Genomic DNA, 12,832 nt, shown 5'->3' on the forward strand with positions numbered 1-12,832 from the left:
CGCGCGTGGGCGGTACCCCCAGCCGCAGACGGGAGATTGACCACAGACACTAGGGACGGCCGTCGACCAATTCGCCTTCCAGCAGCCCCATCGTGAACTGGTCGTACCAGCGCCCGTCCCGCCGGAACACGGACCGCAGCCGACCCTCCTCCACGAAGCCCACCTTCTTGTAGACGCTGATCGCCGCGTGGTTCTCGGTCACCACCGTCAGCGAGATCTTGTGCAGCCGCATGTCCTCGAAGCCGAAGCGGCAGAGCGCGCGCACCGCGTCGGTGGCGTAGCCGCGACCCCAGTACTCCTTCTCGCCGAGGTAGACGTCCAGCGCGGCCAGACCCGTCTCCGGCTCGGCGTCGCGCAGCCGGACGAGGCCGATCAGCGCGCCGTCGGCCAGCACCTCGACCGCGTACAGCACGTCTCCGTACGCGTTCGGGGCGCGCTCCTCCAGGTTCCGGCGGACCCGCGCCAGCGACGCGGCGTAGCCGTCGTCCATCCAGCGCATCACGTCGGGGTCGTGGTTCCACCGCCACAGCGCGTCCGCCTCAGCGGGCTCGAACGCCCGCAGCTTCACCCGCTTTCCGAAGACCATCCGGCTTTCCTCGTTCTCTCAGGCGTCCTGGATGCGGCGCCAGGGCAGGTCGGCCTCGAGGGCGAAGGCCAGTTCCAGCAGGGTGCGTTCGTCGCCGTGGGCCGCCGAGAGCATCACGCCCACCGGCAGACCGTCCGCCGGTGCCGGTTCGGTGGCGGGGGCGGGGAGGGAGATCGCGGGGCCGCCGTTGATGTTGTTGATGGGGGTGAACGCCACGTACGCGCGCAGGCGGTTCAGCAGTTCCTCGTACGGGACGTTCGGCGACAGGTGGCCCAGGCGCGGGGTGGTGTGCGCCAGCACCGGGGACAGCAGCACGTCGTAGCGCGTGAGCGCCGCGTCGTACGCCTCGTCCGCCGCGCGGCGCAGTCGGCGCAGGAACGCCGGGGTGGTGTGCATGCGGCGCACGTACGTCGACCGCAGGCCCTTGCTCAGGCCGTCCATCCGGCGCGCGTCGAAATGCCGGTCGTACACGAACCGGCCGCCCGCGCCGGCGAGGAACGCGAGCATCCCCCAGTACGCGATGAAGTCCTGCTCGAAGCGGCCGTCGAGCGGCAGCGCGTAGGTCTCGACCGTGTGCCCCTGCCCCGCCAGCGCGGTGGCGACCGCCGCCACGGCCGCGCGCGTGGCCGCGTCCGTCGGCGCGCCGGTCGGCGACTCGGCCACCAGGCCGATCCGCAGCCGGCGCGTCCCCGGGCCCTCGACCAGGCCCAGCGGGGGCATGCGCGGGTTGCGCCAGTGCCGTTCGGCCGCGGCGAGGAACGCCGCGGTGTCGCGCACGGAGCGGCTCAGCACCCCGTCGCCCACCATGTCGATGGGCAGCCTGCGGCCCGTCTCGTTGGCGACGACCCGGCCCCGGGTCGGCTTGAGGCCGACGAGCCCGCAGCACGCGGCGGGGATGCGGATGGAGCCGCCGCCGTCGTTGGCGTGCGCGATCGGCACGGCGCCGGAGGCGACGAGCGCGGCACTGCCGCCCGACGAGCCGCCGGGGGAGTACGAGGTGTGCCAGGGGTTGCGGACCGGCTCGCCGTCCTCGTACTCCGTGCTGGCGTTGAAGCCGAACTCCGGCAGCCGGGTCTTGCCGAGGAACGTCATGCCGGTGCTGAGGAACTGGCGCGTGAACGGCGCGTGCCGCGGCGCGGGGTGCGGGGTGAAGGCCGCACTGCCGTGGCCGGTGGGGAGACCGCCGTAGTCGGTGTTGTCCTTGAGCAGCGTGGGTACGCCCGCGAGCGGTCCCGTGGCCGCGCCGTCCGTCTCGTACGTGTCGAAGGCCGGGACGGCGACGGCGTGCAACTCGGGGTCGACGAGCCGGATCCGCTCCACCGCGGCCCGGGCCAGCTCCCCGGCACCGACCTCGCCGTCGCGGACGAGCGCGGCGAGGGCGACGGCGTCGTGCGCGCCGAGGGCGTCGTCCCGGAAGGCGTGCACGGGCGGGTGGGCCGCGGGCGTCGCCGCCGTGCCCGCACGCGCTCCCGCGCCCGGGTCTCCGCGCCGCGCCCCGCGGCCGCGCTCGCCGGCCGCCTTGCCGTCCTGCCGGTCCGCCGTCGTGTCGTCGGTCATGGCCTGCCTCCCGGCTGGGGTGACGTTTCCACCGCGGTGGCCATCCGGTCCACCGCCTCGGTCAGCACCTCGGGCGAGGTGGCGAAGTTGAGCCGCGCGTGCCCCGCGCCGCCCGTGCCGAACGGGATGCCCGACGCCAGCGCCACCCGTCCGTACTCCAGGAACACCGCCGCGGGGTCGTCCCCGAGCCCCAGCGCGCGGCAGTCGAGCCAGGCCAGGAACGTACCGTCCGGAACGCGGTACTCCGCCCCCGGCAGCCGCTCCGCCAGCAGCCGTCCGAGCAGCCGCCGGTTCTCGTCGAGACCGGCGAGCAGCGCGTCCAGCCACGGGCCGCCGTGCCGGAAGGCGGCCACGTGCGCGAGGGCACCGAGGTGGCTCGCTCCGTGCGACATCTCCTGCGGCAGCAGCGCCAGCTCGCCCGCCGACTCCTCGCCCGCGACGGCGACCGCGGACTTCAGCCCCGCGAGGTTCCACGCCTTGGACGCCGACAGCAGCGCGAAGCCGCGCTCCGCGCCGGGCACGGTCAGATACGGGACGTGCCGCGCACCCGGCGGCACCAGCGGGGCATGTATCTCGTCGGCGACGACCCGCACCCCGTGTTCCCCGGCGAGCGCGGCGACCCGCGCCAGCTCGGCGGCGGTGTGCACGGTGCCGGTCGGGTTGTGCGGGCTGCACAGCAGGTACGCCGCGCGGTGGCCGCCGGCGCGCGCGGAGGCGAACGCCTCCGCCAGGGCGGCGAAGCCGATGCGCCCGTCCTCGCCCAGCGGCGCTTCGACCACGCGCAGGCCCAGGTGCTCGGTGTAGGCGTAGAACGGCGGGTAGACCGGGGAGTTGACGACGACGGCGTCGTCCGGGGCCGTGACCAGCCTCAGCACCTCGGCGATGCCGCGCATCACGTCCGGCACGAGGGCGATCCGCTCCGTCGGCACCCGCCAGTCCCAGCGGCTCCCGGCGAACTCCGCCACCGCCTCCGCGTACGGCTCGACGGTCGCGTACCCCGTGTCGCCCAGGTCGACCGCCGTGCGCACCGCCTCGGCGACGGGCGCGGCGAGCCGGGTGTCCATCTCGGCGACCCAGAGCGGCAGCACGTCGGGCGGATACGCCCGCCACTTCACCGACGTCCGCCGGCGCAGCTCCGCGAGCGTCGGCCCGCGCAGCGGATCGGCCACCGGGGCGTCCGGCGTCCCGGCGCTCATCGGCGACCGCGGGGGCGTGGCGGGCGGGGGCGTACGAAGGTGTTCGACTGGGCCATGCCCGCCATGGTAGGTCGGCCCACCTCCACCGGACCTGCGAATTCACGCCTCCCGACGCGCCGGTAACCCGCCGGCCGGTGCGCGCGGCCGGTCCTAGGGTCTGTCGTCACTCTCCCGTCTGCGGCTGGGGGTACCGCCCACGTGCGCGCAGCGCGCTGTGGGGGAGCCTGGCACGCACGCTCGCTGCGTTGTCGGGATCGACCGAAGAGGCCCACTACGCGATCGACCCTCCGCCTTGCGATCGCACGCACCGGACTCCCCCGCCCCGGGGGGCGTGGGCGGTGCCCCCTGCGCCGCCCGCCCTACGGGCGAACGACGCGAGAGTGAAGACAGACCCTAGCCCTCCGCCACCTGTTCGAGCCAGTGCAGGTACGCCCCGGCGAACGGCTCCGTGCCCGCCGCCACCGCCGCCATCAGCCACGCGGCCGACGCCGTCGCCCGCGCGACGGTCTCCTCGGAGTAGCCGTAGCGCACCCGGTGGTCGGCGAACTCGTCCTCGTCCAGCAGCCGCGGCTCGCGCTCCCCGCGCCGCCGGGCGACGTCGAGGTCCAGGTCGACCATCGTGACCTCCGCGGCCGAGCGCCACCGCGGCGGCGTGGTGATGTCCGCGTAGAGGTCGGTGCGCCGCGGCGGGGCGTTGAACTCGGCGGTCCACCAGGCGTCGCGGGGGAAGAGGGCCACGTGCGCGCACTCGAAGACCACGGGCGGGCCGGTGCCATTGCGCGTCGTACCGCCCGCGGGCTGGCCGAGCCACACGCCGTGCTCGTCCTCGCCGAGGCGGCGCATGGTCGAGTTCCAGTGGAGGGTGCCGTCGTACTTGCGGTAGATCACGCGTACCAGGTCGGCCATTGCGGGATCATAGCCCCGCCCGCGGCCCGCCGGGCGGCACCCCCGCGCCGAGCCCGCGTCACGCCGACGGCTCCCCGCTGAGCTGGGCGAACTGCAATTTCAGCCCGTCCACGAGCGCCCGCAGCCCGGTCTCGAACGCGCCCTCGTCCACCTCCTGGCGGTGCTCCGCCAGGAGGTGCGCCCGGCCGAGGTGCGGGTAGTCCGCCGGGTCGTACGCCGCCGGGTCGGCGACGAAGCCGCCCGCGAACGAGCCGAGCGCGGATCCGGCCACGTAGTAGCGCATGAGCGCGCCGACCCGGGTGGCCTGCGCCGGCGGCCAGCCGGCGTCGACCATGCCGCCGAAGACGGCGTCCGCCAGCCGCAGCGCCGCCGGCCTGCGGCCGGGGCCCTGGGCGAGCACGGGCACGATGTTGGGGTGCGCGGCCAGCGCCGCCCGGTACGACCTCGCCCAGGCCAGCAGCGCCTCGGGCCACGGCAGGCCGTCCGCGAACATCGACAGGTCGACTTCGGCGACCACGGCGTCGACGGCGGCGTCCAGCAGTTCGTCCTTCGTCGTGAAGTGGTTGTAGAGCGAGGGGCCGCTCACCCCCAGCTCGGCCGCGAGCCGCCGGGTGGACACGGCCTGCAGCCCCTCGGCGTCGACGAGGGCGAGGGCCGCCGTGACGATGCGCTCGCGGCTCAGCAGGGGCTTGCGGGGGCGGGCCATGCGGCACATTTTAGGGCGCGTGCAGCGGAAACTAGCAGCGCTAACCGCGAGGTCACGGGCCGCGTCCGCGGGTCCGCCGCGGCCGGGCGCGGGGTGTCACTCCCGGCCCGTACGGCCCTAAGCGCTTGCTCAGCGTCGGCGGTAGGGTGTTCTCCGCTGCACCCGGGAGAGCGGAGAGCGAGCATGCAGGACGTCCAGGACCCCGCGGCCTGGGGCGGCGTCGAGCCGGAGGCGGCGCAGCGGCTGCTCACCGCGGGCGTCGAGGCCTTCGCGGAGCGCGGCTACCACGCCACCACCACCCGCGACATCGCCGGCCGCGCCGGGATGAGCCCTGCCGCGCTGTACATCCACTTCAAGACCAAGGAAGAGCTGCTCTTCCGGATCAGCCGGGTCGGCCACGAGCGGGCGCGGGCGATCATCGCCGCGGCGGCGGAGTCCGGGGGCCCGGCAGGGGAGCGGCTGGCGCGCGCCGTACGGGCCTTCGCGCGCTGGCACGCGGAGCACCACACGACGGCGCGCGTGGTGCAGTACGAACTGGCGGCGCTCGGCGAGGAGCACTACGCGGAGATCGTCGCGCTGCGGCGGGACATCGACAGGCTGGTGCGGGGGATCATCGAGGACGGCGTACGGGACGGCGAGTTCGCGGTGGCCGACGTGCCGGGGACGGCGCTGGCCGTGCTGTCGCTGTGCGTGGACGTGGCCCGGTGGTTCAGCGCGTCGGGCAGCAGGCCGCCGGAAGAGCTGGCGGCGCTCTACGCGGACCTGGTCGGCCGGATGGTCGCGGCACCGGCCGCGCCGCCTGCCGCGAAGCGGAGCGCCCGGAAGTAGCCGGCCGGAGCGGATCGGTCGGAGGAGCGGTCAGAAGGAGTAGCGGACCACCGATTCCGCGACGCACACCGGCTTCCCGCCGCCCTCGCGCTCGACCGTGTACCGCACGGCGAGCTGCACGCCGTCCGTGACCTCGGCGACGTCCGTGATCGTCGCGGACGCCCGCAGCCGGGAGCCCACGGGCACGGGCGCGGGGAAACGCACCTTGTTCGTGCCGTAGTTGACGCCCATGCGCACGCCCGTGACGTCGATGAGCTGCGGGCCGAAGAGCGGCAGCAGCGAGAGCGTGAGGTAGCCGTGCGCGATGGTCCCGCCGAACGGGCCCGCCGCCGCCCGTTCCGGGTCGACGTGGATCCACTGGTGGTCCCCGGTCGCCTCGGCGAACAGGTCGACGCGCCGCTGGTCGATCTCCACCCAGTCCGTGTACCCCAACTCCTCGCCCACCGCGCCCTTCAGCTCGTCGACCGAGGTGAACGTGCGGGGCTCTGCCATGGCGTGCCTCCCGGGGCGGGCGCGGGTGCGTCGGGATCGTCTAAGCGACTGCTTAGCATCGTCGCGGTACGGGGCCGTGTCAACGGCCCCGTACCGGGGGCGGCGCGCACCCGCGACCTTCCCCCTCGGCATACCGACCGGTTAGTCTGCGCGGTACCGGCAACCGTGGGGAGGCGGGCACCGTGGGCAGCGTGCGGGACGCGCGGGCAGTGGTCACCGGAGGCGCCGCCGGCATCGGCGCCGCACTGGCGCGGCGGCTCGCCGCCGAGGGTGCCCGCGTCGCCGTCAACGACCTGGACGAGGCCGGGGCCCGCGCCGTCGCCGCCGAGATCGGCGGCGTCGCGCTGCCCGGCGACGCCTCCGACGCCGTACCCGCCGCCCGCGCGGCGCTCGGCGGCATCGACCTCTTCTGCGCCAACGCCGGCCTCGCCACCGGCGGCGGCCCCGAGACCCCGGACGACGAGTGGTCCGCCGCCTGGGACGTCAACGTCATGGCCCACGTGCGCGCCGCACGCGAACTGGTGCCGGAGTGGCTGGAGCGCGGCGGGGGCCGGTTCGTCGCCACCGTCTCGGCCGCCGGCCTGCTGTCGATGGTCGCCGCCGCCCCGTACGCCGTCACCAAGCACGCCGCGCTCGCCTTCGCCGAGTGGCTCTCGCTGACGTACCGCCACCGCGGCATCTCCGTGCACGCGGTCTGCCCCCAGGGCGTACGCACCGACATGCTCCGCGCCACCGGCGCGGCGGGCGACCTCGTGCTCGCCCCCGGCGCGATCGAGCCGGAGCAGGTCGCCGACGCCGTGCTGGCCGGCATCGCCGAGGACCGCTTCCTGATCCTGCCGCACCCCGAGGTCGCCGGTTACAGCGCGCTGCGCGCCACCGACCCGGACCGCTGGCTGAGCGGCATGAACAAGCTGCAGCGGACACTGGAGGAGGGCCGGGACTGACCCGGGCGGGCCGGGGGCCTTCCGGGAGCCCGGGACGGGCCGGGGTGCCGGGACCGACACTGGAGGCCGGGACGACGAAGGGCGAGGACATGGCGACGACGACGGGCGGGAACATCGGGACGGTGCCGGAGCGGCTGCTCGCCGCCGCCACGAGGCTCTTCGCGGAGCGGGGGTTCGACCGCACCTCCGTGCAGGAGCTCGTCGAGGCCGCGGGCGTCACCAAGGGCGCCCTCTACCACTACTTCGGCTCCAAGGACGATCTCCTGCACGAGATCTACGGCCGCCTCCTGCGGCTCCAGCAGCAGCGTCTCGACCACTTCGCGGCGCTGGACGCCCCGGTCGAGCAGCGGCTGCGGGAGGCGGCGGCGGACGTGGTCGTCACCACCGTCGACCACCACGAGGACGCCCTCATCTTCTTCCGCTCGATGCACATGCTGAGCCCGGAGAAGTACAAGGAGGTACGGGCCGAGCGGCGCCGCTACCACGAGCGCTTCCGCGGCCTGATCGAGGAGGGCCAGGCCGGCGGCGTGTTCTCCACCGCCACCCCGGCCGACCTGGTGGTCGACTACCACTTCGGCGCGCTGCACCACCTGGGCAGTTGGTACCGCCCGGACGGGCCGATGTCGGCCCGGGAGATCGGCGACCGGATGGCGGAACTGCTCATGCGCGCTCTGCGGCCGTAACGCCGGAGCCCCGGAAGGCCGCGGCCGTACCAAGCCGCGCGCCCCCGCCCGTACGGCGCACGCTCACCCGCCCCGCGCGTACTTCCGCAGCTCGCGCCGGGCCAGCGACCGCTGGTGCACCTCGTCGGGCCCGTCCGCCAGCCGCAGCGTGCGCGCCGACGCCCACAGCTCGGCCAGCGGCGTGTCCTGACTGACGCCCGCCGCGCCGTGCAACTGGACGGCGCGGTCCAGGATGCCGGTGACCTCCCGCGGCACGGCGATCTTGATGGCCTGGATCTCGGTGTGCGCGCCGCGGTTGCCGACCGTGTCCATCAGCCACGCGGTCTTCAGCACCAGCAGCCGCAACTGCTCCACCGCCACCCGCGCGTCCGCGATCCACGTCTGCACCACGCCCTGCCGCGCCAGCTCCTTGCCGAACGCCGAACGCTCCACCGCCCGCCGGCACATCAGCTCGATCGCCCGCTCCGCCATGCCGATCAGCCGCATGCAGTGGTGGATGCGGCCGGGACCCAGCCGCGCCTGCGCGATGGCGAAGCCGCCGCCTTCCTCGCCGACGAGGTTCGCCGCCGGGACCCGTACGCCGTCGAGCACGATCTCGGCGTGGCCGCCGTGCAGACGGTCCTCGAAGCCGTAGACGCGCATGGTCCGGCGGACGGTGAGGCCGGGGGTGTCGCGCGGGACGAGGACCATGGACTGCTGGCGGCGGAGATCGGTGCCGTGCGGGTCGGTCTTGCCCATGACGATGAACACGGCGCAGTCGGGGTTCATCGCCCCGGAGATGTACCACTTGCGGCCGTCGAGGACGTACGAGTCGCCGTCCCGCTCGATCCTGGTCTCGATGTTCGTGGCGTCGGAGGAGGCGACGGCCGGCTCGGTCATCGCGAACGCCGAGCGGATACGCCCCTCCAGCAGCGGCTCCAGCCACCGCGCGCGCTGCTCCGGGGTGGCGAACTGGGCCAGCAGCTCCATGTTCCCGGTGTCCGGCGCGCTGCAGTTGAGGGCCAGCGGCGCCAGGTGCGGGCTGCGGCCGGTGATCTCGGCGAGCGGCGCGTACTGCAGGTTCGTCAGGCCCGCCCCGTACACGGTGTCGGGGAGGAAGAGGTTCCACAGCCCGCGCCTGCGCGCTTCGGCACGCAGCTCGGCCACGACGGGCGGGTGCGCCCACGGGTCGTCTTCCCCGGCGAGCTGCGCGGCGGCGACGGGCTCGGCGGGGAGGACGTGCTCGGTCATGAACGCGAGCAGGCGCTCGCGCAGTTCCTCGGTGCGCGCGTCGGGTGCGAAGTCCATGGCCGGTCAGCCTTCCTGCAGAGTGGTGCGGCCGCCCGCGATGAAGCGGGGCACGAGTTCGCCGATGCGGTCGAAGCCGGCGCCGACGGTCTGGCCGAGCGTGAAGCGGTAGTGGATGCCCTCCAGGATCACGGCGAGCTTGAAGTACGCGAAGGCCGTGTACCACGCGACGCGGGAGACGTCGCGGCCGGACCGCGCGGCGTAGCGGGCGACGATCTTGGCGGCGGCCGGGTGCCCCGGGGCGTCCGCGGTGGTGGCGATGGGGGAGTCGGCGCCGGCGGGGGCGCTGTACATGGCGAGCAGGCCGAGGTCCGTGAGCGGGTCGCCGAGCGTCGACATCTCCCAGTCCAGGACGGCGGTCACGGTGCCGGCGGCGTCGACGAGGACGTTGTCGAGGCGGTAGTCGCCGTGGACGACGGCGGGTGCGGCGGCGGGCGGCAGGTCGCGGGCGAGGGCGTCGTGCAGCTCGTCGATGCCGGGCAGCTCGCGGCTGCGGGAGGCGTCGAGCTGCTTGCCCCAGCGGCGGAGCTGGCGTTCCAGGAAGCCGTCGGGACGGCCGAAGCCGGCCAGGCCGGCTTCGGCCGGGTCGACCTCGTGGAGGCGGACCAGGGTGTCGACGAGTCCTTCGACCACGGCGCGGGTGCGCGCGGGGCCGAGCGGCGCGAGTTGCCCCGCGGTGCGGTAGACGGTGCCGGGGACGTATTCCATGACGTAGAAGGGGGCGCCGAGCACGGTCTCGTCGGTACAGAGGAGCAGGGTCCGCGGTACGGGGACGGGGGTGGGGTGCAGGGCGGTGAGCACGCGGTGCTCGCGGGCCATGTCGTGGGCGGTGGCGAGGACATGGCCGAGCGGGGGGCGTCGGACGACCCAGCGGCCGGTGCCGTCGGTGACGTCGTACGTGAGATTGGACCTGCCGCCCTCGACGAGCCGGGCGCGGAGCCCGCCGCGGACGAGCCCGGGGAGCTGCGCGTCGAGGTGCCGGCGCAGCGCGTCGGGGTCGAGGCCGGGCGGGTGGTCGTCGCTCATGCGGGTCCCTCCGGGGGCGGCGGTCGGCGGCGGACCCGGCGGCGCGGACCCGGCCCCCATAATGCCGACCGGTCGGTATGGCGTCCAGGCCCGGTGAACGGGACGCGCGGAGCGCCGGCCGCGGGCACGCGCGGCGCTACGCGCCGAGCCGGCACTCGCGCCGAAGCCGGGACCGTGCGTCCCGAGCCCACCGGGCCGCGCCCACCGCGGCGTGACGTACCCGGCCCCGGCTCCCGCCGGATCCCGTACCGTCCCGCGTCGCCGCCGCCCCGCCGCGCGCGCCGCAGGCGCTACGCGTGACAGGGCATCATCTTGCCGCCGTTCAGCGCCGCCATGTCCGCGAAGTACGCCGCCGCGTCCAGCGGCCGGCCCTCCGGCTCGCCCGCCAGCTCGCTGTACGCCCGGTGCAGGTTCGCCACCAGCCGCTCCGGCTCCCGCAGTTCCGCGAACGCCTCCGGGTCCGCGGCCCGCGCCGTCTCCAGCGGCGTCCGGCCCGCCGCGCGCCCCTGCGCGGCAAGCTCGCCGACGTACCGCAGATACCGCTCCACCGCGTCGAACACGCCCGCGTCCGTCACCGGACCGTGCCCCGGCACCACCGTCTCCGCGCCCAGCGACCGCAGGTGCTCCAGCGCCCGCAGCGACCCCCCGAGCGAGCCGAACGCGACGAACGGCGTACCGCCGCAGAGTGCTATGTCCCCGGCGAACACGACCCGCTGCTCCGGCAGCCACACCACCGTGTCGCCGACCGTGTGCGCGGGGCCCGGGTGCAGCAGCCGGACCTCCGTGCCGCCCGCGGTCAGCGTCATCGACTCCGTGTACGTCATGCCCGGCGCCGTCAGCCGCACGTCCCCGTACTCCACCTCCGGCCACAGCAGCTCCAGATGGCGCCCCGCCGCGAGCACCTGCTGCCGGCACGCGGCGTGGCCGACGACCGTGGCGGGGGCGAAGACGCTGTTGCCGTACGTGTGGTCGCCGTGGTGGTGGGTGTTGACCACGAGCGCCGGGTCGGGCGCCCCGCTGGCCAGGACCGCCTCCCGCAGCAGCTTCGCCCGGGGCTCGGTGGCGGCGGTGTCGACGAGCAGCGTCGTCGTGCCGTCGCTGACGAAGCCCGCGTTGCTCAGGCACCAGCCGCCGTCCGGCTGGATGTAGGCGTGCACGCCGGTGGCGAGCTGCACGCTGTACGGCGTGCGCGCGGCGTCGACCGCGCGGTCCACGATCTGCGCCGGGGTGCCGTCGATGCCGACCGCCGCCCCGTGCTCGTCGGGCGCCAGCGGTTCGAGCGCGGCGAACTGGGCGTCCAGGACGTCGTGCGGCACGAACAGCTCCTTGCGCTCGGCCAGCCGGGCGCCGACGAGGTGCCGCGAGCCGTCCAGATGGAGGAAGTACAGCCCCGGCACGGCCGCCGCGAGCCGGTCGCGGTCGCGGCGGCGCAGCGCGGGCCTGCTGACGACGCCGCCGCTCGCGGCCCGTCTGCGGAGCCAGCCGGCGACGGCCTCGTCGGACGGCTCGCCGAGGGCGGGGGAGAGGCCGGCCTCCCGGCCGATGTCGGCGCCGTCCGCGTACGGCACGTTCAGCCGCTCGGCCAGCTCCCGGCCCACCGTGGTCTTGCCGCAGCCGGACACCCCCATCACGACGATCAGCGGCACGGTGACGCCCATGCGCATGCCCCCCTCACGACAACTCCTGCCCGCACCGCGGTGCCGCCTGCGAGCTTAGGACCGGGCGCGGGCGGGGACGGCGGCCCGTCGGCGACCCGGAAGCGGACGCGGGGCGTTCGGACGGGAGCGTGCGGACGGCGGCCACGGCGGCGTCAGATGAGCAGCACGGCCGCGGACGTCGCGGACGCCACCAGGCACAGGCCCGCGCCCAGCGCCAGGCCCGGCGCCATCGCCGCCGGTGCGGCGGCGGCCAGTTGTTTTATCCGCCGCTGGCCCACCGCCAGGAACACCAGCCACGTGCACAGCGCCAGCGACAGCCCCGCGTACCCGCCCGCGGAGCCCCCCTCGACGACCACCCGACGCAGCTCCAGCACCACCACGACCGCGAACGCCAGCGTCGTACGCCGCCACGCGAGGCGCGTCCGCTCCGGCTGCGCCCCGGGGTCCCGGGCGCCGCTCACCGCCCGGCCCCGACCAGCACCACGACGATCAGCACCGCCGCCGCCACCGCCGTGCCCACGGCGAGCAGTCCGGGGAAGCGGGACTCCGGCAGGTCCTCGCCGCGGCGCATCGCGCGCTCGCAGCGGATCCAGTGGTTGACGGCGCGAACCGCGCACACCGCCCCGCCCGCGAGCAGCACGGCGGCGATGGCCGTACGGAAGGGGCGGGACATCTCGGTGAGGAACTGGTCCGCGGCGATGCCGCCGCCGACGAGCGCCAGCGCGGTCCGCACCCAGGCGAGGAACGTCCGCTCGTTGGCGAGCGAGAAGCGGTAGTCCGGGGTGCGGCCCTCGGCACGCAGCCGCCGGGGCGAGAACCACAACCGCACGGCGGACGGACGTTCCGGGTCGCTCACGGCCTCGACCCTAACCGAACGCCCCCGCGCACCCCGCGGCCGACCCGCCCCGCCCGCGGGCGGGGAAAGTGGCCGGCGTCCGGCGGTTGACGGGCGGGCGCCCGGTC

14 protein-coding genes are annotated in these 12,832 nt (G+C 75.3%); 3 read left to right on the forward strand and 11 right to left on the reverse strand.

The window, feature by feature from the left end:
• Window positions 1-49: 49 nt before the first annotated feature.
• The 5 genes from FB457_RS22790 to FB457_RS22810 form a co-directional block, all read right to left on the reverse strand.
• Window positions 50-586 carry a GNAT family N-acetyltransferase gene (locus tag FB457_RS22790; protein ID WP_145783043.1) on the reverse strand — a complete coding sequence of 179 codons (537 nt, stop codon included), beginning with the start codon at window positions 584-586 and terminating at the stop codon, window positions 50-52.
• A gap of 18 nt (window positions 587-604) precedes the next feature.
• The gene (locus tag FB457_RS22795; RefSeq protein WP_047014941.1) at window positions 605-2,143 is read right to left on the reverse strand and encodes an amidase; all 1,539 of its coding nucleotides are present in this window, start codon (window positions 2,141-2,143) and stop codon (window positions 605-607) included.
• Entirely contained in the window at window positions 2,140-3,339 is a 1,200-nt protein-coding gene (locus FB457_RS22800; RefSeq protein WP_047014940.1) for a MalY/PatB family protein, read from the reverse strand. Before FB457_RS22800 ends, FB457_RS22795 begins: the two co-directional genes overlap by 4 nt.
• A 393-nt stretch (window positions 3,340-3,732) precedes the next feature.
• Window positions 3,733-4,245 (reverse strand): ribonuclease FAU-1 family protein, encoded by a 513-nt coding sequence (locus tag FB457_RS22805; RefSeq protein ID WP_145783045.1) that lies wholly within the window; start codon window positions 4,243-4,245, stop codon window positions 3,733-3,735.
• Between the two features lie 58 nt (window positions 4,246-4,303).
• Window positions 4,304-4,951, reverse strand: coding sequence for a TetR/AcrR family transcriptional regulator (locus FB457_RS22810; RefSeq protein ID WP_047014938.1), 648 nt, complete (start codon window positions 4,949-4,951; stop codon window positions 4,304-4,306).
• A gap of 183 nt (window positions 4,952-5,134) precedes the next feature.
• On the opposite strand from FB457_RS22810, the gene FB457_RS22815 reads away from it, so the two are divergent.
• On the forward strand, window positions 5,135-5,779 hold the full coding sequence (locus FB457_RS22815; protein WP_047014937.1) for a TetR/AcrR family transcriptional regulator: 645 nt from the start codon (window positions 5,135-5,137) through the stop codon (window positions 5,777-5,779).
• A 30-nt stretch (window positions 5,780-5,809) separates the two neighbouring features.
• Here the strand turns inward: FB457_RS22815 and FB457_RS22820 are convergent, their stop codons facing one another.
• A complete protein-coding gene (locus tag FB457_RS22820; RefSeq protein WP_047014936.1) occupies window positions 5,810-6,271 on the reverse strand; it encodes a MaoC family dehydratase in 462 nt (153 codons plus the stop codon).
• Between the two features lie 182 nt (window positions 6,272-6,453).
• On the opposite strand from FB457_RS22820, the gene FB457_RS22825 reads away from it, so the two are divergent.
• On the forward strand, window positions 6,454-7,215 hold the full coding sequence (locus tag FB457_RS22825; protein WP_145783047.1) for an SDR family NAD(P)-dependent oxidoreductase: 762 nt from the start codon (window positions 6,454-6,456) through the stop codon (window positions 7,213-7,215).
• Between the two features lie 89 nt (window positions 7,216-7,304).
• The gene (locus tag FB457_RS22830) at window positions 7,305-7,898 is read left to right on the forward strand and encodes a TetR/AcrR family transcriptional regulator (protein ID WP_047019778.1); all 594 of its coding nucleotides are present in this window, start codon (window positions 7,305-7,307) and stop codon (window positions 7,896-7,898) included.
• 63 nt (window positions 7,899-7,961) lie between these two features.
• Here FB457_RS22830 and FB457_RS22835 read toward each other — a convergent pair whose 3' ends face one another.
• From FB457_RS22835 to FB457_RS22855, 5 genes are all read right to left on the reverse strand, one after another.
• Entirely contained in the window at window positions 7,962-9,185 is a 1,224-nt protein-coding gene (locus tag FB457_RS22835; RefSeq protein ID WP_145783049.1) for an acyl-CoA dehydrogenase family protein, read from the reverse strand.
• A gap of 6 nt (window positions 9,186-9,191) precedes the next feature.
• Window positions 9,192-10,211 carry a phosphotransferase family protein gene (locus FB457_RS22840; protein WP_145783051.1) on the reverse strand — a complete coding sequence of 340 codons (1,020 nt, stop codon included), beginning with the start codon at window positions 10,209-10,211 and terminating at the stop codon, window positions 9,192-9,194.
• A gap of 290 nt (window positions 10,212-10,501) precedes the next feature.
• A complete protein-coding gene (locus tag FB457_RS22845) occupies window positions 10,502-11,869 on the reverse strand; it encodes an MBL fold metallo-hydrolase (protein WP_047019777.1) in 1,368 nt (455 codons plus the stop codon).
• A gap of 152 nt (window positions 11,870-12,021) precedes the next feature.
• Complete coding sequence (locus FB457_RS22850) at window positions 12,022-12,330, reverse strand: DUF202 domain-containing protein (RefSeq protein WP_047014932.1); 309 nt, start codon at window positions 12,328-12,330, stop codon at window positions 12,022-12,024.
• Window positions 12,327-12,725: a YidH family protein gene (locus tag FB457_RS22855; RefSeq protein ID WP_047014931.1), complete on the reverse strand. Its 399-nt coding sequence runs from the start codon at window positions 12,723-12,725 to the stop codon at window positions 12,327-12,329. Before FB457_RS22855 ends, FB457_RS22850 begins: the two co-directional genes overlap by 4 nt.
• Window positions 12,726-12,832: the final 107 nt, after the last annotated feature.

Source organism: Streptomyces sp. CNZ287 (assembly GCF_007827615.1).